10 protein-coding genes are annotated in these 23,505 nt (G+C 52.2%); 3 read left to right on the top strand and 7 right to left on the bottom strand.

Annotated elements, in window-relative coordinates; genetic code table 11:
• Nucleotides 1-199: 199 nt before the first annotated feature.
• Together EC843_RS09735 and EC843_RS09730 are read right to left on the bottom strand one after the other, a co-directional pair.
• On the bottom strand, nucleotides 200-667 hold the full coding sequence (locus tag EC843_RS09735) for a hypothetical protein (protein WP_064542274.1): 468 nt from the start codon (nucleotides 665-667) through the stop codon (nucleotides 200-202).
• A complete protein-coding gene (locus EC843_RS09730; protein WP_064542277.1) occupies nucleotides 664-1,524 on the bottom strand; it encodes a winged helix-turn-helix domain-containing protein in 861 nt (286 codons plus the stop codon). The genes EC843_RS09735 and EC843_RS09730 overlap by 4 nt, the downstream gene beginning before the upstream one ends.
• Nucleotides 1,525-2,191: 667 nt before the next feature.
• On the opposite strand from EC843_RS09730, the gene EC843_RS09725 reads away from it, so the two are divergent.
• Nucleotides 2,192-2,887: a winged helix-turn-helix domain-containing protein gene (locus tag EC843_RS09725; RefSeq protein ID WP_133522165.1), complete on the top strand. Its 696-nt coding sequence runs from the start codon at nucleotides 2,192-2,194 to the stop codon at nucleotides 2,885-2,887.
• A 91-nt stretch (nucleotides 2,888-2,978) separates the two neighbouring features.
• On the opposite strand, the gene EC843_RS09720 is transcribed toward EC843_RS09725, so the two are convergent.
• Nucleotides 2,979-3,560, bottom strand: coding sequence for an OmpH family outer membrane protein (locus EC843_RS09720; protein WP_133522164.1), 582 nt, complete (start codon nucleotides 3,558-3,560; stop codon nucleotides 2,979-2,981).
• Nucleotides 3,561-4,204: 644 nt separating this feature from the next.
• Here EC843_RS09720 and EC843_RS09715 point away from each other — a divergent pair.
• Nucleotides 4,205-17,752 carry an autotransporter outer membrane beta-barrel domain-containing protein gene (locus tag EC843_RS09715; RefSeq protein WP_133522163.1) on the top strand — a complete coding sequence of 4,516 codons (13,548 nt, stop codon included), beginning with the start codon at nucleotides 4,205-4,207 and terminating at the stop codon, nucleotides 17,750-17,752.
• Between the two features lie 57 nt (nucleotides 17,753-17,809).
• Here the strand turns inward: EC843_RS09715 and EC843_RS09710 are convergent, their stop codons facing one another.
• The 3 genes from EC843_RS09710 to EC843_RS09700 form a co-directional block, all read right to left on the bottom strand.
• Nucleotides 17,810-18,736, bottom strand: a complete 927-nt coding sequence (locus EC843_RS09710) for a LysR family transcriptional regulator (RefSeq protein ID WP_133522162.1) — start codon at nucleotides 18,734-18,736, stop codon at nucleotides 17,810-17,812.
• Between the two features lie 279 nt (nucleotides 18,737-19,015).
• Entirely contained in the window at nucleotides 19,016-20,398 is a 1,383-nt protein-coding gene (locus tag EC843_RS09705; RefSeq protein ID WP_133522161.1) for a M24 family metallopeptidase, read from the bottom strand.
• A 65-nt stretch (nucleotides 20,399-20,463) separates the two neighbouring features.
• The gene (locus tag EC843_RS09700; RefSeq protein WP_064542292.1) at nucleotides 20,464-21,513 is read right to left on the bottom strand and encodes an AI-2E family transporter; all 1,050 of its coding nucleotides are present in this window, start codon (nucleotides 21,511-21,513) and stop codon (nucleotides 20,464-20,466) included.
• Between the two features lie 141 nt (nucleotides 21,514-21,654).
• Here EC843_RS09700 and EC843_RS09695 point away from each other — a divergent pair, with 141 nt between their 5' ends.
• Nucleotides 21,655-22,878 (top strand): MFS transporter, encoded by a 1,224-nt coding sequence (locus tag EC843_RS09695; RefSeq protein WP_064542547.1) that lies wholly within the window; start codon nucleotides 21,655-21,657, stop codon nucleotides 22,876-22,878.
• Nucleotides 22,879-22,888: 10 nt separating this feature from the next.
• Here EC843_RS09695 and EC843_RS09690 read toward each other — a convergent pair whose 3' ends face one another.
• Nucleotides 22,889-23,446: a DcrB family lipoprotein gene (locus EC843_RS09690; protein ID WP_064542296.1), complete on the bottom strand. Its 558-nt coding sequence runs from the start codon at nucleotides 23,444-23,446 to the stop codon at nucleotides 22,889-22,891.
• Nucleotides 23,447-23,505 lie beyond the last annotated feature (59 nt).

Below are 23,505 nucleotides of genomic sequence, written 5' to 3'. Positions count from 1 at the left end.
CGTTAAATCGATATCACCTTACGTGATGGAATATAAGATGGTTAACTTAAGGTTATTAATTGACGTAATTTCGTGATTTTAATGTTTGCAGTTAAATATTTAAAAATGATTCAAAAGATGCTTTTAAAATATATCTAAGGCCATGCTCCGCGAGGAAAGTAGTGATGTTACTCGCGGAGCATGGCCTAAAATTTAGCAGTTAAAACTTACAATAAGCATAAGGCAGGTTTTCTTTTGTCAGCAGGTAAGCTGATTTGTTCAGTCTCTTGATTTCGACGTTGCCAATCCTCGATGGTTCAAGAAAAACCAGAGGAACGAGCCCACGCAGTTGCTCTATCGGGGCTGTATCTGCGACGGCCAGCGAGATCTCTTTCGACATCCAGACTGGGGCATTACCTTGCAGACTGGCCTGGAAGATAATACTACGATTGACCATGTATTCTTTCTTATCTGGCGCAGTAAAATAACCATTAATATTCACCAGACCGCTAGTCGGAGAGACGTTAAAATCAATAAGACCAGAAAAAACACGATCCTTGTTTGTCAATACAATATCAGTCGCACAGGTGAAGTTGGATGTCTTTTGGTTTTTGTTGTAAATCATAACAAGTAACGTTGAAGCAATTATGATGTAAGCAAATGACATTGCGGCGATGATTTTTTTCATTTTCGCACCTGTGGGTAAATTGGATAATAGTACGACACACAACTGGCTTCAGAGAAATAACTGAATTTTTTGTTGCAAACTAAAGCAGATACCCGGCTTATGTTTGTTGGCGCAGTGAGATAAATAATACTCTTACTCTTACATATCGCATTTTCAGATTTGAGGATGCTATCAATTCTGTCTTTATCGAAGGTATCTGGGTCGATGTAGATGCTGCATTTGTTATCTATCAACGTATATTCGGTATAATCGCTGAAATAATCATCATTCAATAAAGAGTACAGGTAGGCTAATGAGCTTACAAAGAATATGGCTAAGACAGCACAGATAATTTTATTTTTTTTGTCGGTGTTGTGGACTGCCGCGATTGTTTTCTTATTCTTTCCTTCTACCAGGATTTCACACAACTCGTCGTCATGCTCTTCATCAGACTCATTGCTTTGCTCCTCGTCATGAAGAGCCGTAGCGACGACGGGTGTTGAATCGTAGAGGCTGCGTTCTGTCTTTTGCACATCAGTTTCTGATGCAATGCACAGCCCTTTTTTAGGTACTGTGATAATAAATTTATTGCTATAGCCAATGTGTACAAAGGCTTTTCTTAAGTTAAGGATACACTGGTAAAAAGTATTGTATGAGATGTTTTTATGGTTTTCAGGCCAGATAACAGACAGCAAATCATCATAGCTAACGATGTTTCCACGTTGCTCCAGTAAATGGACAAGGCAGCGAGTACATGTTGCATGCAGGGTATTGCTGGTATTTGTCTGCTGGTTGAATAAGCTCCGGGCATGAGGATCAAATATCACTATATTGTCTATGGTGAATATTTTATCTTTTGGCGGGTTCAAATCTGACATAAAACATTCCTGTTAATAAATCTAAAAACAATTCATATTAAATATTAATCCCGTACAAGCTTTACTCTACGCTAAATGGTCTGTTTTTAACATAAAGTGCAGAAAGGTTAATAGGATTTAGTTTTTCTGCCGTCAGAGTAAGGTGTGAAATAAATGTCTTTTAGATCATTGTGTTACGCTGTATTTTGGTAAGTGTTTCTGTTTGTGTAGTTCTTATGTATCTTATTTTATTGTGAATTGTGATGAATACTCCATTTTTCCAGCACTGCTTTCCCCTGGATTTGTCCCTTATTGAAATCACTTATTTATATCAGATCGCGCAAGACTACTTTCTATCGCTGTTGGCTGGAGTTCCTTCGTGGTTTAGAAAATTTATAATGCTTTGATGATATTAATTATCATCTTATGGAGCATTTTTTTTGGAATCCTCTTATCACAATAGCTCATAAGTAGTATATCGACGAATAGCATAATAAGTGTTTGTATAAATTGTGATTCATTTGTTATGATGGCTAGTGCATTGATATAAAAAGTAAAAATCCTTACATGATAAATTTAATCCTCGTTGGTTAAATGAAATTTAATGGCTTTATAAGCAAAAGTTAATTTGCTTTGGTTAATCTTTATACGAGTTGGCAGGTGCCAATTGACAGTACGAGGTTAAAGGATGTCCAATCCTGGCGATAAGTATATTATAGATGGTATGGTGGTTTTTGACCCGGAAGATAAAAGTATCTATAACCTTCTTACACATAAGAAGAAAAAGATGCATGCTACCTGTACGCGCTGTTTGATTCTTATGTTGGAAAATCCATCCAGAGTCATTAGCCAGAGTGAATTCCTTTTATTTGCATGGCCAGATACGCATAACGATGTTTCTTATAACACTTTTTATCAGTGCATTCTGAACCTGCGCCGTTCCTTTTCTGAAATTAAGTACGAGCCAAAACTCATAATAACCGTACCTCGTAAAGGGTTATGTTTGTCGTCGAGTATTGATATTGTGAAAACAGATACTCAGACGCAAGCGACAGACAGTAGCACGCAGCCGAAAAATCACATTCAGGTCGAGCAGAATAAAGAACCGTTAAACACGATTTCAACAATGGATATTGATGCGGAGGATATCCAGACCATAAAGAAGAAGTATAAAGTGCTCATGACTTATGTACTGCCTGCGGCCATGACACTGATATTGGTATTGTGCATTCTGCTAAGAAGAGAGCTGGTGCATGAGAGCGAACTCTATATTTCTTCATTCAATAGCGATAAGACCAATGTCAATTCGAAACCCCAATCGGATTGTACTATGGAGCCAGTGACATCTAATAAAGATGCGGTGACTTTTAATAAAAGTGACTGAAAACTAATGTTGTGATTTTCTATCTATTAATTATGAATAATTAAACAGCCGCCAGTGTTATTCGATTCACTGACGGCTGTATGTTATGGGCTTATTTTGGCTCCATACTTTTTGGTTCAATCTCAGTTTTGCCCATCTGTTTATTGACGACAACTTCCGGCAATTTGCCGTAATCTACCCTGGTGTTGGCAAGTTGGGTAATGATCTGCTGACTGATGTCGTTAGCCGGATTAGAGGCCACAACCTGGCTACTGTCGAGAACCAGGTCGATTTTGTTACCAGTACGGTAGGTTTCAACTACTGCGACAATGGCTTTCACGCTTTTAACCCGCGCACTGCTGCGCTCGATATCCCACTGGCGGTTTAAGGTCATAGCATCAGCTTCGCGGGCTTTCTGTTGTTGATCCGCAGGAATGTTCGCGTAGGTTGCCTGGGCATCTGTACTGGCTTTAACCAGTACATCTTTAACTTTCTCGCCCCATTCTTGTTCTTGCTTACCTATTGGAGACGTTTCCAGAATTTTAGCCATATTCACATAGGCAATTTTTTGTTGGCTCAAACCCATTTGATCGCAGCCAGCAATACTCAACAACGCAATACAAAGAGGTAACTTAACCAGCAAACTTTTATTCCATTTCATCTCTATCTTCTCTTTCAGATACTTGTCTGCCACTCTGTAATACTCCCGGAGGCGTGAGTGTTCAATGAGTTAATTCACAAGATTGGATTTTTTAGAGTCTAAGGCAACAGTAACGTTATCGCAATACATCACGGCGTTGAAATAAAATTGCCGACAAATGATTCTATCATATCTTCTTACGTAGGCATTTTAGTAGGATTTATCTGACTTGGATAATAAGATAAGAAAAAAGTTAAACTCATAGCATGGTTTGTTGCAGATTCTATGTTTGTGAATTATATCAACGGGTTGTGTGTTTTGTTCATACAATAAAATCTTACCTTCGCGTGGTGTTAATTTATTATCTTATTATGTATTTAGTGCCATTTTGTATGGCGAAATAATAGTTTGCGTTAAGTTCAGTACTTTTGGCGATGTAGCTAGTTTGGCAAAAAATATTACTCACCTCGTTTGCATTTGCGTAATGCGAAAGCTATTTTTTTGTTATTACCGTTTGGTAAAATAAAAACATCAAATTGGTATATAAAATAGAAGTTATAAGCGGTGTCAGCATTGTGTGCACGCGCGATCAAAAAACCAAGCTAACACTCCCATCCCTCGGCTTCTTCTGACGAATCTCTTTAATTTCAGTACGCGACCTGCGGACAAATATAAATACTCGAAAAGTGAATTAAATCATGAACACTGTTTATCGCATTATATGGAGCGTGGCAAAGCAATGCTGGATGGCCGTCTCTGAGTTGACCAAAGGCCGCAGCAAAAGCTCTCGCAGTAAAACGGGCCCAGGTGTTGTAGTGCTGGCGATATTTGCATTGTCCGGAACGGTGCATGCTTCAACGGTGACATGGTCCCCAACCGGGCAAGGCTCCGGGGGAAGCGGAACCTGGAATGTGATCGATAGCGAATGGTTCAACGGCACGGTGATGCTGCCATGGAACAACCTGGCCGGGGACAGCGCCTTGTTTGGCGGCACGGCGGGCACCATCACTGTGACTAACCCGATAACCGTTCAGGATCTGTTATTCAACGTCAATGGTTACATTATTAATGGTGGGACGCTGAATACGGCTTCAGGCACCATGGGGATTAATGTCGGCAGCGGCAACACCGCCACGGTGAATTCTATTATCGCGGGTACTGGCCGTGTGGATATTAATGGCGGCGGTATTCTGGTGCTCGGCGGCACTAACACTTATAGCGGCGGCACCACCATTACCAATAACAGTACTCTGCGAGTCTCCTCGGATAGTAGTTTGGGGGCGGCGGCGGGTTTACTGACTCTGGGTAATTTGTCATCTCTTGGCACGCTGGCTATCACCGGCGGGCCTTTCATTAGTACCCGTAATGTCGCGCTTGCTCAGGGCGGCGGTATTATCAATGTGGCATCGGGTGCAACGGCGACCGTTGGCGGCGTGATGAGCGGTACTGGTGCACTCACCTTAAATGGCGCTGGCACGTTGATCCTCACCGGCGCGAACACTAACACCGGCACAACAACCGTTTCGTCTGGCACCCTGCAAATTGGCAACGGTGGCACGACGGGCGTGCTGGGCAGCAGTGTGGTCACCAATAATGGCACTCTGACTTTCAACCGCAGCAATAGCTACACCTATGCGGGGGCGATTAGCGGTACCGGGCAACTGGTGCAGAGCGGCAGCGGCACCACCATACTCACGGGCGCAAATACCTATAGTGGTGGCACCACCATTAATGCAGGTACGCTGCAAATTGGTGGCGGCGGTGCAACGGGTTCAATTACCGGCAATATCACCAACAACGGTTTACTTAGCTTTAGCCATAACAATACTTACACCCAGGCGGGGGTGATCTCCGGCAGCGGTGCGGTGCAGCAAAATGGTGGTACCACCATACTTTCGGGCATCAATACTTATACCGGTGAAACGCTGATGCGCAGTGGGTTGCTGCAAGTTGCCAGCGACAGCAATCTCGGCGCCTCATCAAGCCAAATCCATTTCACGGGGGGCAGTAATTTCCGTGCTTCCACTGGATTCACTACGGCACGTAATATCCTCATCGACAGCGGTGTTAACGGTTACGTTGGGAGTGCGAATGCTGGCGATCCGTTGACGTTGGGCGGCGTCGTTTCCGGTGCAGGTGCATTAGGCGTTGATGCAGGGAACGTGATCCTGACCGGGGTTAACACCTATACCGGCGGGACAAACATTTATGGCGGCTATCTGTCAGTTTCGAACGATGCCAACCTCGGCGCGGCAACCGGAAATATCAGGTTTGTCAGCGGTGGCGTGCTGCGTGCGCTGACTAGCTTCAGCACTTCGCGCAATGTTGTACTGAGCAATGCCGCCACCATTGAATCTTTTAATGGTGTGACACTGAACCTGAACGGCACGATTTCCGGCGGTGCCACTCTGGTCTTGAACAGTGCGGGTACTCCCGGCGGCACGGTTTACCTGAATGGCTCGAATACTTACACCAACACCACCTACCTGCGAGGCGGTGTCAGGGCAGTCGTTTCCAGTGCGGGTAATCTGGGGACGGCGAAAGATGTCAACCTCAATAACGGAACCCTGGCAACAACCGGCAGTTTCGCGATCAACAAGATTGGGCTAAGCACCGGCGGTGCCATTGTTGATGTGGCTCCCTCTACCACACTGACCGTCACTGGCGATATCTACGGTAATGGCTCCGCATTGCGCAAAACCAATACCGGTACTTTAGTTCTGTCAGGAACCAGTTCCTCAAACAGTGGTGTGATCATTGATGGCGGTACGTTGCAGGTTGGCAGCAGTACCACTACCGGCTCGCTGGGAACGGGCAATGTTGTCAACAATAGCGCGCTGGCATTTAGCCAGAACGGCGATTATTCCTATGCTGGCGTGATCTCGGGTGCCGGCACGCTCACCCAGAATGGCAGCGGCAGCACCACGCTCTCCGGCAACAGCACTTATACCGGCACTACGCGCGTCGCGGCAGGCTCGTTGTATATCAACGGTAACCAGACCAACGCGACCGGGGCGACCACGGTCGAATCCGGTGCCACCCTCGGCGGTGGCGGTACGATTGGCGGCGATGTGACGGTTGCTGACGGCGGCATTCTGGCACCAGGATCTTCTGATGGCGCTGCGGGGACACTGACGATTCGCCGTAATCTGCTGCTTTCTGGCGGCTCGATTCTGAACTACAACCTCGGGCAGTCTGATGTTGTTGGCGGGCAATATAACGACCAGACCGTGGTCGGTGGCAACCTGACGCTGGACGGCACGCTGAACGTCAACACTACCGCCGGTGGGACTTTCGGGGCAGGTGTTTACCGCATCATCAGTTATACCGGGACACTGACCGACAACGGCCTGAATATTGGAACCATGCCAGCCGGTGCGAACACTGAGTTGCAGACCTCAGTTAATGGCCAGGTCAACCTGGTCAACTCGCTGGGCAATATGCGTTTCTGGGATGTTGCCCAGAACAATGGTGCCGTGAATGGCGGCACCGGGATCTGGAACAGCGGAGCGGGGGCCAACAGTAACTGGTCTAATGCGGCGGGGACGACGAATGGGGTTTACAGCCAGGGTTACGCCGCATTCATGGGCACACCTGGCACCGTCACGGTGGATGACAGTCTTGGCGCGGTGATCTCCGAGGGGATGCAGTTTGCCACCAGCGGTTATACCGTCGCTGGCGATGCCATCAACCTGTCCGAAACTACGCCAGGTTCAGGGCAAACCACCATCCGTGTGGGTGATGGGACCACCGCAGGAAGTAACTATGTTGCTACCGTCGGTTCAGTGCTACAGGGCAGTACGGCAGTAACCAAAACCGACCGCGGTACGCTGATCCTCACCGGTGCCAATACCTACACTGGCGGCACAACCGTTAGCGCAGGCACCTTGCAGCTCGGTAATGGCGGCACTTCTGGCTCGATTGTTGGTGATGTGCTCAACAACAGCAACCTCGCGTTTAAGCGCAGTGATACAGCCACCGTCAGCGGTATTATTTCCGGTGGTGGAGCGGTTCAACAGACAGGCACAGGGACCACGATCCTGACCGGTGCCAATACTTACAGCGGTGCCACAACTATATCATCCGGCACCTTGCAGATTGGCGATGGCGGCACCACAGGCACGTTGGGGACAGGGGCGGTGACGGTAACCACCCCTGGCGGGCTGGCCTTCAACCGTAGCGACACGCTTACCTACGATGGGGCGATTTCCGGCACCGGTTCAGTGGCACAAAACGGCACGGGTACCACCGTGCTTTCGGGCAACCACACCTACAGCGGTGGCACGACGATCAACGCTGGTTCGCTGCAGTTGGGCAACGGTGCTGCCAATGGTGGCGGGACGATTACTGGTAACGTCACCAATAACGGCAGGCTCATTTTTAACCGTAACGCGGCATACACCTATGCGGGTGTGATCTCCGGCAGCGGTGTCGTCGAGCGGCGCTCCGGCACACTGACGCTTTCCGGAGCCAATACTTATACGGGCGGCACCGTTCTTGCGGGAGGGGAAACGCGGGTTGCATCGGACAGCAACTTTGGCGATGCGTCAGGGACTCTGACGTTCAATGGCGGCAACCTGCGCACCAGTGCCACGCTTGAGCGCGACATCATCGTGGGCGCGGGCAACGGCATCATTATTAGTTCCGGTGGCACGATCAACAGCCACATCACTGGAACCGGGCTGCTCAGGTTCCACGGTAGTGGATCGACTTTCATCAACGGCACCAACAATTCTTATAGCGGCGGCACGTTGCTGACCGATTACGCCACCCTGGTGATTAGCTCAGCCAATGCCCTCGGTACCGGTAAAATCACCGGACAGGCGTCTGATATCTCTTATGGCGGCGGCGGCAATTTGCGCACCACGGCCACCATGACGCTGGCAAATAACATTGATTTAGGTGAGACATCGTTTTATGGAAATAGCAATAATCAACAATCGCTCAACTTCATTACGGATGCCGATACCACATTAACGCTGACGGGTAACATCAATAACGTCGGTGGTTACCACACAACGAACGGTTTTGCTAAACAAGGTGCCGGTACTATGGTGCTGGCGAATACCGTCTATGGAAACGGCAACAGTTATGCTGTGCGTGTGCGGCAAGGTACGCTGGTGGTTGGCGATGGTGGTACACGTGGAACCATTGGGGCGGCACCGTCACAAGTTTCTGCTGGTGCCGAACTGGTCTTTAATCGCAGTGATACCTCGATATATAGCGGTGCGATTTCTGGTGAAGGTTCGATGGAACAGCAAGGCAGCGGCACCTTGATCCTCGCCAACAACAGTACTCATACTGGCGGTACCACCATCACTGCGGGCACCTTGCAGCTCGGCAATGGCGGGGCCGGAGGAGCGATTGCCGGAGACATCGTCAATAATGCCAACTTAACGTTCAAGCGTAGCGACGTTTATACCTACGCGGGCGCGATAACCGGCAGCGGCACCATTCACCAGAGCGGCACCGGCACCACGGTGCTGACCGGCAGCAGTACCAATGCGGGTGATACCACGATTGATTCCGGTACCTTGCAGCTCGGCAATGGCGGCACAACGGGTTCCATTACCGACAATGTCATCAACAACGGCACGCTGGCCTTTAACCGCAGCGACAACGTGACCTTTGCTAATACCATTTCTGGTACTGGCGGCCTGCAGCAAAACGGCTCGGGTTACACCATCCTGACCGGCAACAACAGCTACAAAGGGGCCACCACGGTATCGACGGGTGGGCTGATTGTGAATGGCGATCAAACGGCTGCCACCGGCGCGACCACCGTCGCCGCCAATGCGGTATTGGGCGGCACCGGCACTATTGGCGGTAATGTCACCATCGCTAATGACGGTATTCTGACACCGGGCAGCACCAGTGGCACTGGCGGCACTTTAACCGTGAAGGGCAATCTTGCCCTCAATGGCACCTCTATCCTGCGTTATACCTTCGGTTCGGTGAACGGTGTGGCGCAAAATAGCCTGACCAACGTGGGCGGCAATCTGACGCTCGACGGTCGTCTGGACGTGACTATCCCAACCGGCGGTACTTTCGATCCGGGTATCTACCGTATCTTCAACTATGACGGCACGCTGACCAACAACGGTCTGGCGCTGGGCAACATGCCACCGTCAACGACTGTTGCACTGCAAACCGGAGTTCCGGGGCAAATCAACCTGATTAATACCACTGGTATTCTCACTGCAGTGTGGGACGGCAGTAACTCGGCCAACTACAACAACGGCGCGGCAGATGGCGGGGCCGGTATCTGGAACCGCAATCTGGCGAACCAGTCCTGGGGTAACGCCAGCAGTTCAGTTAACTCAAGCTACACCCCGACCTCATTCGTTATTTTCCAGGGAACGCCTGCGACCGTGACGGTGGACAACAGTTTCGGTGCTATATCAGCGAGTGGCTTACAGTTCGCGGTTAGTGGGTACTCACTGGTGGGCGGGGCGATAGACCTGCTTCAGACGGCATCCGGGACCAACAGCACCACGATAAGCGTCGGTGACCATAGCGATCTCGGAGCCAACTACACCGCGACGATTGGCTCGGTTCTGCAAGGCAGTACCCGACTCACTAAAACCGATAAAGGCACGCTGGTGCTGACGGGGAATAACACCTACAGCGGCGGCACGGCAATTGACGACGGGACGCTGCGTGTTTCCAGTGACAGTAACCTCGGCGCGGCGGCGGGCGCATTAAGCCTGAATGGCGGTACGCTGGAAAGCACCAGCACATTCGCTACCGCTCGCACAACCACGCTCAATACCAAGGGTGGAACGTTCAATGTCGACCCAAGCCAGACACTGACTCTGAGTGGTGCCATCGGTGGTGCAGGCAAACTGACCAAAACCGATGCCGGTAAACTGGTGTTGAGTGGCACGAATACGTATAGCGGCGGTACCGACATCAACGGCGGTACGGTAAGCATCTCCAGCGACAGCGGTCTTGGCGCGGCGAGTGGCGCGCTCAGTATCACTGGCGGAACACTGGAAACTACCGCCACTATGGCGTCCGCCCGGGCGACCTCCCTCAATACTGGCGGCGCAACGCTTGACGTTGACGGCGGCACCACACTGACGCTGAACGGCGCTGTCAGTGGCAGCGGTGCGTTGACCAAAATCGACAGCGGTACCTTAGTGCTGGCAGGAACTAATACTTACAGCGGCGGTACCAACTTCAACGCGGGTAAAATCCAGGTATCCAGCGATGCCGGCCTTGGCGCGGCCACTGGCGCATTAACCTTCAATGGTGGATCACTGGAAACTACCACCACGATGACGTCCGATCGAAGTGCGACGATCAATGCTGGTTCGGCGACGTTCGATGTTGATAGCGGCACCACGCTGACCATGAATGGCATTATTTCGGGTACCGGTGCGCTGAATAAAGCGGATGCTGGCACATTGCTGTTGACTACAGCCAACACCTGGAGCGGCGGCACCACCATTTCTGGTGGCTCGCTGAAACTGACCAACACCGATGGCGCGGGTTCAGGCACCGTTAATATTAACGCGGCGGCTGGCCTTGAACTGGCGCTAGCCTCCGCCAGTGTCTTTGATAACGTGCTGGCCGGTGTCGGCACCACCACGGTTAGCGGGGCGCAGGCCACCATCACCGCGAATAACGCGGCTTATACCGGCAGCTGGAACGTGACCAGTAGCGGCACTCTGGCACTCCCTGGCAGCGCAACCAGCAGCACCAACAATCTAGGAACTGGCGCGGTAGTTATTGCCGCAGGCGGTATCGTCAATACTCAAACCACCGGTGCATTCAGCTTTAACAACGCGCTGACCGGTAGTGGCACGCTGAATGCCTCTAACGGTGGGCAGGCGTTCAGCTTCGGCAGCGGAGTGGGTGCTAACTTCGCTGGGGTCGTCAATCTGACCAACAACAGCTTCGCGTTGTCCGGCAATAACACCACCGCGTTGACCCGCGCCACGCTGAACATGAATACAGGTAACGTTACCACCGTGGGCGCAGGCAGCCAGGCTGTGGGCAACCTGGCCTTCAACGGCGGCACCCTGGCGTTCGCGAATCTGCCGACCGGCACCGTGGCAACGGGTGCACTGGCACTGACCTCAGGCAATGTTCAGCTTGACCCGCAAAACGCCGGTACTTCCGGTAATCTGCTGGTGCAGGACGAAGGCACCACCCAACAGCTGATTTCTGCCACTTCGGTGACAGGCTCTGAAGGCAACCTGGTGCTGAAGGATCAGGCCGGTAATGTGCTGACCAGCGGCACATCCAGCATCGTTCAGGGCGGCAACACCGTGGCGGTGGGTAGCTATTCCTACGGGCTGGCAACCCGCGCCGCAGGCAGCAGCACCGTGGACGGATTGTACGCCACTTACCGCCTGAGCCAGCTGGCGTTGCAGTCCGGTCAGACGCTGACGCTGGCGCAGAATAGCGGTGCCAACGGCACGTCTACTGATATGTCTGCCAAACTCACCGGTAGCGGTAGCCTGGCGATTGACGCGGGTAACGGTGTGGTGTCGCTGTCTAACGCCACCAACGACTATACCGGTGAAACCAGTGTCACCAGCGGCACGTTGCAGGCGGGCAGTGATAACGCGCTGGGTCACACCAGCAAGTTAAATCTCGCGGATACCACCACGTTTGATCTCAACGGTAAAACGCAGACTATCGGTGCGCTGAATGGCCTCGCGGGTTCAACGCTAAATATCAACAGCGGCACGCTGAATCTCAGTAATGGCGGAGTGTCGGCAGGTGTCTTGACCGGTGCCGGACAACTGAACGTTAACGGCGGAACGCTTGATGTGCTGGGCGCGAACACTGGCCTGACGGTGGCAACGGCGATTGCGACCGGCGCTACCGTTAAGATCAATAATGTCGACAGCCTGGGCAGCGGTGCGATTACCACCGCCGGTACGCTGGTGGTGGACGCGGCTACCGGCTCGCTGGATAACGTCATCAACGGCGCGGGCGCGGTGCAGCTGAGAAATGCCGCCGATGTCACGCTGGCGGGTATTAACACGCTGTTGGGGAGCTGGAACACGGCGGCAGGTACTCGTCTGACCGCCACGGTAGCGGCGAATCTGGGGACGGCGGTTATCAACAATAGCGGGACCTTTAATGTCGATACCACCACCGACTGGACGCTTAATAACGCGATCAATGGTACTGGTGCCGTGACCAAAAAAGGCAGCGGTACGCTGACCATCGCCCACGCCAATACGTACAGCGGCAACACCACGATTTCAGGTGGAGTGCTGAAACTGACCCACACCGACGGTGCAGGAACGGGCGTGGTGAATATCGATACCGCAGCGGGGCTTGAGCTGGCGCTTGCCACGGCCAGTGTCTTCGATAACCAGCTTGCCGGTGCCGGAACCACCACGGTCAGCGGCGCGCAGGCGACCATCACGGCGAATAACGCCGCCTACACTGGTAACTGGAATGTGACCGGTAGCGGCACACTGGCACTGCCGAATTCTGCGACCAGCAGCACCACTAATCTGGGAACGGGCGGCGTGGCTATTGCCGCGGGTGGCACTGTTAATGCTCTGACCAACGGCGCGTTCAGCTTCAACAACCTGCTGACCGGAAGCGGCACGCTGAATGCTACCAGTGGCGGCAATGCGTTTAACTTCGGCAGCGGTGTGGGCGCAAACTTTGCCGGAACCGCGAATCTGACCAACAACACCTTTGATCTTTCCGCTGACAACACCACCGCACTGACCCGCGCCACGCTGAAAGTGGGCACCGGTAACGTGACCACGGTGGGCGATGGTAACCAGCAGATTGGCGGGCTGACTCTGAACAACGGCACCATGCAGTTCAACGCTAACGCACCGGAGCAGATTATCGCGGATAGCCTGATTACTGCCGGGACGCTGGAAATCAACCATACCGGTACGGTGCGCCTGAGCCTGCCGCAGCCGTTTACACCGAGCCCGCCAGATACACCAAATACCACCAACTTGCTGATGCAGGATGAGGCGAACGTTGGCGTTCAACTGGTCAGCGCCAGCAGCGTAACCGGTAGCGGTGGTGCCATCGTATTGACCGACCAGAACCAGCGGGTCATCACGGCGGCACGCCAGCTCGATATCAACCAGAATAACCAAAATGTGGCACAGGCGACCTACGACTACCGTCTGACCTCCAGCACTCAGAACAATGGCTTGTATGTGAACTACGGTCTGAAGCAACTGGATCTGTACGCGGGCCAGACGCTGACCCTGGCTGAAGATACCGGTGCCAGCAGCGTTTCTGCTGATATGTCTGCCAAAGTCACCGGCAGCGGTAACCTGGCCATTGACGCCCGTGATGGCGTGGTGTCGCTGTCTAACGTCACCAACGACTACAGCGGAGAAACCAGCGTGATCAGTGGCTCGTTACGCTCTGAATCTGATAACGCGCTGGGTCAGTCCAGTAAGCTGAATCTCGCGGATACCACCACATTCGATCTTAACGGCATGACGCAAACCCTTGGCGAGTTGAACGATCTCGCGGGTTCAACGCTAAATATCAACAACGGCACGCTGAATCTCAGCAACGGCGGCACTTCCGCAGGCGCACTGACCGGTGCCGGACAACTGAACGTTAACGGCGGCACGCTCGCTGTGCAGGGCGCGAATACTGACCTGACGGCGGCAACCGCGATCGCCAGCGGCGCGATGGTGAAGATCAACGATGTCGACGGTCTGGGCAGCAGCGAGATTACCACCGCTGGTACGCTGGCGGTGGATGCAGTCACCGGCGCGCTGGACAACGTCATCAACGGTGCGGGTGCGGTGCAACTGAGCAACGCCGCCGATGTAACACTGGCGGGTATTAACACCCTGTCAGGAAGCTGGAACACCGATGCTGCTACCCGTCTGACCGCCACGCAAGCGGCGAATCTGGGTACGGCGGCTATCAACAATGCCGGTACCTTTAATGTCGACACTGCGACGGACTGGACGCTGGATAACGCGATTAGCGGTAGCGGTGACGTCACTAAAAACGGCAGTGGCATGCTGACCATCGCTCACGCCAACACTTACAGTGGCGGTACGACGATTTCTGCTGGAATGCTGAAACTGACCGACGCCGATGGTGCAGGAACGGGCGTGGTGAATGTTGACGCGGCAGCCGGGCTTGAGCTGGCACTCGCTACAGCCAGTGTCTTTGATAACCAGCTGGCGGGTGCCGGAGCCACCACCGTGAGCGGCGCGCAGGCGACCGTCACGGCGGATAACTCCGCGTACACCGGCAACTGGAATGTGACCGACAGCGGCACGCTGGCGGTGGACAGTGCCACAACCAGCAGCACCACCAATCTGGGCAGCGGCAGCGTGGACATTGCCGTCAGCGGCATCGTTAATGCACAGACCACCGGAGCGTTCAGCTTTGACAACGTGCTGACCGGAACGGGCACCCTGAATGCCTCAAACAACGGGAATGCGTTCAGCTTCGGCAGCGGTGCGGGCGCAAACTTTGCCGGTACCGCAAACCTGACCAACAACACCTTTGATCTGACAGGCGACAACACCACAGCATTAACTCGTGCGACATTACAGGTCGGTACTGGCAACGTGACCACGGTGGGTGACGGCGATCAGCAGATTGGCGGGTTAACGCTGAATGGCGGCACCCTGAGGTTCAACGCCACGGCACCGGACCAGCGTGTGGCAACCAGCCTGATCACCGCGGGTGCGCTGGACATCAACCGCACCGGCACCGTGATGGTGAAACTGCCGGAGCCGCTGACCGCCAGCGCGCCGGACACGCCGAATGCCACTAATCTGTTGATGCAGGATGAGGGCGAAACCGGCGTGCAACTGGTCAGATCCGGCGCGGTCACCGGTAGCGGCGGCGCCCTGGATCTGGTGGATCAGAACGGTGTGAAAATCACGGCGGCACGTGAGATTGACGTCAGCCAGAACGGCAATACCGTGGCGAAAGGGACCTATGACTACCGTCTGACGTCCGGCGCGCAGAGCGATGGTCTGTATGTGAACTACGGCCTGACGAAGCTGGATCTGCAGGCAGACCAGACGCTGACGCTGGCGCAGGATACGGCGGCGAACGGCGCTTCAGCGGACATGTCGGCGAAAATCACCGGCAGCGGTAATCTGGCTATCGACGCCCGTGGCGGCCTGCTGTCGCTGACTAACATCACCAACGATTACAGCGGTGAAACCAGCGTTAATTCGGGAACGTTGCAGGCGGGCAGTGATAACGCGCTGGGCCAGACCAGCAAGTTAAACCTGGCGAGCGCAAGTGCGTTCGATCTGAACGGCAAAACCCAGACACTCGGCGCGCTGAACGGTGAAACGGGTTCGACCCTGAATCTCAATGGCGGTACGCTGGACCTCAGCAATGGCGGCACTTCGGCAGGCACACTAGCGGGTGGCGGCAAACTCAACGTCAATGGCGGCACGCTTGATGTGCAGGGTGCGAACAATGGGCTGACGGCGGCAACGACTGTCGCCACTGGCGCGACGGTCAGCCTCAATCATGTTGACGGTCTGGGCAGCAGCGAAATCACCAGCACCGGTAAACTGGTGCTGGATGGCGCAACCGGCACGATGGATAACACCATCAAAGGCACGGGCGAAGTCGTTAAACGCGGTGCCGGTGAAGTGGTGATGACCGGTAAAACCGACTGGACGGGTAACACCCTGATTGATGAGGGCGAGCTGACGCTCGACGGCTCACAGGGCGGTGCGCAACTGGTCAGTAACATCATTGCCAAAGACAACACCGCGTTGTCGCTGCGCAACGGTGCCAGCCTGACCGGCTGGATTGATCCGACGGATGTGAACATCGATAGCGCCAGTACCTGGAACATGACGGCGGATTCGCTGGTTGATGACGTTAACCTTGCGGGTACGCTGAATTATGTGGCACCGGGCAGCACGCCAATGGCCGCAGGCCGCACGCTGACGGCGAACAACTGGAACGGCCAGGGTGGCACTCTGGTGCTGAACACCGTGCTGGGGGGTGACAACTCAGTCACCGATAAACTGCTGGTGAACGGCAATACCAGCGGCAACACCTTTATGAAGGTCAACAATGCGGGTGGCAGCGGCGCGCAGACGGTGGAAGGGATCCGCGTGGTGGAAGTGAAAGGTCAGTCTGACGGGACGTTCACCAAATCCGGGCGTATTGTCGCTGGGGCGTATGATTATAGCCTGGTGAAAAAAGGCGCTGACTGGTTCCTCACCAGCCTGGATACCACGGCGAAACCGCCAGAGCCTGCGAAGCCAGGCGAACCATCACCAGAGCCTGAGAAAAAAGGCCAGCCGACGGTGCGTCCGGAAGCGGCGGCTTACACCGCTAATCTGGCGGCAGCCAACACTATGTTTATCACCAGCCTGCATGACCGCCTGGGTGAAACGCAGTACACCGATGCGCTGACGGGCGAGCAGAAAGTAACGAGCATGTGGTTGCGCCAGCTTGGCGGGCAAAACCGCTGGAAAGACAGCAGCGGGCAAATCGAAACCCAGAGCAACCGTTACGTCACGCAACTGGGTGGTGATATCGCCCAGTGGAGCCCGGATGGCCTGCAACGCCTGCACCTCGGGGTGATGGCGGGTTACGGGACCAGCAGCAGTAAAAGCCGCTCGAGTGTGACCGGATACCGTGCCGAAGGGTCGGTGGATGGTTACAGTGCCGGGCTGTATGCCACCTGGTATCAGAATGATGAAACCCGTCAGGGCGCGTATGTGGACAGCTGGGCGCAGTACGGCTGGTTCAACAACGATGTGAATGGCCAGGACATTAAGGGTGAGTCCTACAAATCCAGCGGTATCACGGCGTCGCTGGAGATGGGTTATACGCATAAACTGGGTGAATTTGCTGGCAGCCAGGGTTCGCTGAATGAATGGTTTATCCAGCCGCAGGCGCAGGCCATCTGGATGGGTGTTGAAGCTGATGACCACCGTGAAAGCAACGGCACACGCGTCAGTGGTGAAGGCGACGGCAACGTTCAGACCCGTCTGGGTGTGCGCACTTACCTGAAAGGGCACAATAAAATCGATGACGGCAAGGGCCGTACCTTCCAGCCGTTTGTCGAAGTGAACTGGATACATAACACCCAGAGCTTCGGTACGCGTATGGATGGCGTGAGCCTGACGCAAAGCGGTGCCAGAAATATCGGGGAAATTAAAACCGGTGTGGAAGGGCAGCTTAACTCACGGCTCAATCTGTGGGGCAATGTGGGCGTCCAGGTGGGGGATAAAGGTTACAGCGATGCCTCGGCCATGGTGGGGGTGAAATACAGCTTCTGATAGAACGTGGATGTCGCAGCGTTAATCCGCCTGCGACATCCACCCTTTTATTTCCCGTTATAATAAGCCTTTGATCGATTTGATAATCGATGAGAAGGCTTTATTTTTCAGCGACTTTTTCTTGTATGTCATATACAGCGTGATATCGGGAATAATAAACTCATCTTTAAACGCCACCGCTGAAAGATTATAAGTCGACTTGAATTTTTCATAAGCTTTAAAGGGTACTAAAGCCAGTAAAGAGGAATTTTCTGCCACGGAAAATAATGTCGTTAATGACGGTGTGGAAAATTGATAGGAAAATTTCCCGTGCTGCATTTCGATGGTGTTTTTAATTTTTCTGGCTGCCAGTGAATTGCTTGATATTGATATGTATTTTTCTTTTTGTAGTGAGTCAGAGTCCACTGGTCCGTTGGCAAGATGATGATTTTTACTGCAAATAAAAATCAATGAGTCGTGATAAACCACCTCGCTGGAATAGGCTGGATTATGGTTTTCATTGATATCCAGCACAATGTCAGCATATTGTTTCGATAAAATATCGTCATCTGTGACTTCTACGCCATATTGGTTGACGTGCTGAATACTGTAGTTTTCATTATTTTCATAGATGTTATTGACCAATAATGGGAAGACGTTCCATGAGTAATAATTAGAGCAATAAATAACATAATGGGTTTTGGTATCAGAAGTGACAACATGCCCCACGTAATCAATAAAAGGTTCGAGTTTTTTCTCTATCTGATGATGGAGTTCGTTGGCAAGCAATGTGGCTCTGAGAAGATTATTTTCTCTGATAAACAATGAATCATCAAAGTAGGTTCTCAGCTTCTGTAAGGATTGGCTGATAGCCGATGGCGTAACCTGCATTTTGGTTGCAGCCTTGGTCATGCTTTTGTGTAAATACACCATCTCGAACACGATTAATAAGTTCAAATCGAAATTCTTTATTGCATCAAACTTTCTTGATGAGTCGCTACGCATAACGTCACCTTGCAGAAAATAGCGTTAAAATTTATATGTTTTTTATGGTTAAATGTATATAACTAGCTGATTTTAAAGTATTTTAATGCATTATGTTTGATCTAAAATGCTGATGGTTACTTCTAAAGCATAGAACGTTTTATCTGCTTTATTCTAAAAATAAGCATATTTAAATGTCTTCAATTGTCAGGGCTATAATATTATTTTTTAATTCATCTTATTCTGATGGATAAAGAGTGAACTCGTCATCCATCAGGTTTTTATTGTCAGGCGAAAGTGTTATTGGCAAATTAACGCCATTTCTTTATTTAACAAATAAGGGCGTAAATAACCCACTGTGTTGGATAACGGCAACACATCGTCGTGAAGTTTGATATTTAATACATCGCGAATGTAGGTGCGACGCTGTTGAATACGCTGCCAAACTTCTGGATACAGTGCGGCTAATTGCAAGCGCAAAGGTTCATCGGCAAGAGCAATAGTGTCTTCAATACTGGCTCCGGCGTAACCCTGGCGCGATGGGATAATGTCGATTTGCAGCAACATTCCGCTGGATAAAGGAATATCCGATGCCGGGTAAATCGGTGAACAGAGCCATTCTTCATCGGCAACTAAATGGCCAGGGTTCAGGTGCCAGTGGTATTCATTTTTCGGCAAAACACCTTCAATCAGTTCATAGACTTCGTGGCCTTTCACACCGACGCGCATATGTTCCAGCCAGTTCACCACCGTGTGGTAATAAGGGATGGCGACCACATCGAGATAATCACGGACTTCTTCAGCAAGTTCGCTGGCGTTGTTCACTACATATGCCGCGCGGCTGGTTAAACCGCCTTTGTAGCTGACGGTGAGCGAGAATTTGTCGCCAGCCTGAATCTGTTTATCGGCAGGATATAAATTGGCGTTGGCAAAACGCTCGCCAGTTGCGGCAATAGTCACAACGTTATTAGCTTGTCCGTCGGCGGCCAACAATGCCGCAATCGACTTTTCAGTTTTACCCAATTCAACCGCATTCAGTGCCGTTAGCGCTGCACTCGACGCCAGGTTTGCGCCGTATTCATAATGGGCGATTTCGTTGGCGTTATTGATGATACGAGCGCCATCACGCGGTGAAATAAACAGCCCGGTGGCATTGAGCAGCTCACATTCGGAAGTGAGTGCGGCCTGAAGTGCCTGGAAAATAAATGTCGGAATATCAAACAGTGACGGGTTGTTATCGTGGGTTCCGGTGAACAGTTTCCAGCCCGCGATGCCAACGCGATGTTGCTCGCGAAGCCCGGCCTGTTGCAGTACTTCGCTCAGTGAAAGCGTGGTGTCCATCGGTTGGTTGGGCAATGAAAACCACGGAGCGTGAACCACACGGGCTGGAACTCTGGAGTGCCTGGCGAGCTTAAGGTTTTCATTACCGAGTACCAGCACCGCTTCACCGCTTTTATGCAGCACCAACAAACCTTCTTCAAAGCGCGGGATGAAACCGGTCAGATACTCAAAATTCCCGCCATGTTCTTTGTCGGCATAGATGACCAGCGCATCCAGGTTCTGTCGCGCCATTGCCTGCAAAATTTTGCTGCGGCGTTGTTGAAGGGTCTGGTCATTTAACACAACGCTCGGCACGTTGAGGTAAATCTCGGGTTGTTTGATGGTGGCAAGCGTAATTGGCATGGGTCTGTCACTCCTTTTTCTTTACCCTGAATAAACGTTAACTTACCACCTGGCTAATTTTGAGCCTATCCCGGTAACCGAGTTTTGGGACGACCAGGACCCAGTAACAAGGCCAGCTTGTTGCCGCCCTGAGTGGTTTCCATCAAAATTTTACATACGCTGGTGAGCGGCACTGAAAGCAGCATGCCCACCGGGCCGAGCAGCCAGCCCCAGAACAGTAACGAAAGGAAGACCACGAAGGTCGACATCCCGAGGCCACGGCCCATCATGCGCGGCTCGACAATATTCCCCAACACCATATGCACCGCAAGGAACAGTGAGCCGACCATAACCATTTCGTAGGTGCCGTTAAACAAAAATGCCTGAATCATTGGCGGGATAGCGGAAATAACCGAACCAATATTAGGGATGTAATTCAGCAAAAAGCCCAATACGCCCCACATCAGCGCAAATTGCACACCCATCAACTCCAGCCCGAGCCAGATAATCAACCCGGTCCATAGGCTAATCAGCGTTTTGAGTGCCAGATAATGCGTCACACCTTTGAGTGCGCGATGCAGGCTGGCGATATGAATTTTCGGGTTGGCCAGAGAGAAGCGCAGTTTATACGGAACGTGGCGCACCTCGAACAGCATAAAGACCACGGTCATCACCAGCAGTAAAATGCTGGCCATCGCGCCGGAAAGCCCGGTCATCAGCGTTGTGGCGTACGACATCACTTTCTCGGAATCCATGCGCTGCAACATGCGCTCGGGCGATAATCGCAGGTGCATAAACGGCAACATCTTTTCGAGCTCAAACACCTTTTGCGTCAGCATCTTGTTGTATTTCGGCAGCATATCGATGAATTCACTCATTGACGCGGCCAGCACCCCGACCAGCATGGTGAGTACAATCAACATCACGAAGACCACTATCGAAATAGCCAGGGGTCGGTTTACGCCACGGCGAATAAACCAGGTGACCAGCGGGTTTAGGACGATGGCGAAGAACAGTGCCAGCAAGAGCTGGACAATGATGTCTGCCGCTGCATGAATCCCGGCGAGAATAACCACCAGTGCGGCAAGTTTTAGCAGAATATGTAGCCCGGTTTTATCGGGTTCAGGAGCGACCATCGGGAGATCCTATGCGCGGAGAATCTTCTTAGTGTAGCGCTTCGTTTTTTTCTCACGGCAGGGCAACTCTGAAATACTGGTGCTGAAATGTGAAACCCGAAGTGTATATACTGAGGAACGCTGTTTTAAAAGTGAATGACCATGCCTGATCTCACCCCCACTCCCGCATTAAGCAGTTACCGTCTTAACCTACAGATTGTCTCTGTAGTGATGTTCAACTTTGCCAGCTATATGACGATTGGCCTGCCGCTCGCGGTATTGCCGGGTTACGTTCATGACGTGATGGGCTACAGCGCGTTTTGGGCGGGGCTGGTGATTAGCCTCCAGTATTTCGCCACACTGCTGAGCCGCCCGCATGCCGGACGTTATGCCGATATTCTTGGCCCAAAAAAAATCGTTATCTTCGGTTTGTGCGGCTGCTTCCTGAGTGGTGCGAGCTACATGCTGGCGGCGTTTGGTAGCGCATGGCCGTTGGTTAGCCTGCTGTTGCTCTGCCTTGGGCGCGTCATTTTAGGGATTGGGCAGAGTTTTGCGGGTACCGGTTCAACGCTTTGGGGCGTGGGTGTCGTCGGGTCGCTGCATATTGGACGGGTGATTTCCTGGAACGGTATTGTGACTTACGGCGCGATGGCGATGGGCGCACCGCTTGGCGTGCTGTTCTATCACCTTGGCGGCCTTAAACTGTTAGCGGGAATCATTATGGCAGTGGCGCTGATAGCCGTGCTGCTGGCGCTTCCGCGCCCGGCGGTGAAAGCCAGTAAAGGCAAACCACTGCCATTTCGTGCGGTGCTTGGGCGTGTGTGGCCATACGGAATGGCGCTCGCGCTGGCATCGGCAGGTTTTGGGGTGATCGCCACGTTTATCACCCTGTTTTACGATGCCAAAGGCTGGGACGGCGCAGCCTTCGCGCTCACGCTGTTTAGCTGTGCTTTCGTCGGCACGCGTTTACTTTTCCCGAATGGGATTAACCGCATGGGCGGTTTGAACGTGGCGATGATTTGTTTCTCGGTCGAGATTATTGGCTTGCTGCTGGTAGGGTTGGCGGTTGAACCGTGGATGGCAAAAGCCGGTACATTCCTGACAGGGGCGGGTTTCTCGCTGGTGTTCCCGGCGCTTGGCGTGGTGGCGGTGAAGATGGTACCGCAACAAAATCAGGGCAGCGCGCTGGCAACTTACACCGTGTTTATGGATTTATCGCTGGGGATTACCGGGCCGTTGGCGGGGTTCGTGATGGCGTATGCGGGTGTTTCGGTGATTTACCTGGCCGCGGCGGCTTTGGTTTGTATCGCATTACTGATGGCGTGGCAGTTAAAAAAACGGCCCCCGATTGAGCAACCGGAGGCCGTGTCATCATCACAGCAGTAACAGAAAATAATTACTTAATGGTGATGGTGTTAATGATGTTTTCAGCAGCCGTTTGCGCCAGTTGCTGGTTATCAGCAGGCAGTGTGATTTGCATAGTTAACAGCTGGTTATCAATTTTACCCAGGATAACCGACGAGTAAGCTGTCTGGCCTTTTGCTGAGATAATAGTGTCTAACTGCTGCAGCGTGTGGCCTTTGATCTCGATAGATTTATTGGTCACAACTTGCAACTGTGGGTCACGGGCACGCTGTTGATCTTCAAGACGTTTCGCCAGAGCTGACAGCTCTTCAGAAGTATCATCGCCAACAATCACAATCACCGCTTTCTGACCAGATGCATCAGAGTAGACGTGCATGTTGTTTGACTGAGTGCCCAGCTTACCGCTCTGGTCAGTCATCTCCGCAGGCAGTGCAAAGCTGATTTTCCCATCCAGCAAACTGACGGGCTGACCGGTTGCGCTGCTTTGTGCCGCTTCATTCGCAGTGGCTGTTTTGCTGTCATTGTTATCGCAAGCGGCCAGGCCTAATACCAGCAGGCCAATACCGACATATTTTACCAGATTACCCATGACTTCTTCCTTTACGTTAGCAAGCCTTCGCGGCTGATTTCAGCATCTTATCACAAGAT

It is taken from the genome of Buttiauxella sp. JUb87, from assembly GCF_004361975.1.
GTDB classification, from domain to species: Bacteria; Pseudomonadota; Gammaproteobacteria; order Enterobacterales; family Enterobacteriaceae; genus Buttiauxella; species Buttiauxella ferragutiae.
The sequence above is the reverse complement of the archived record's forward strand: the minus strand, read 5'-3'. Positions and strand labels throughout refer to the sequence as shown.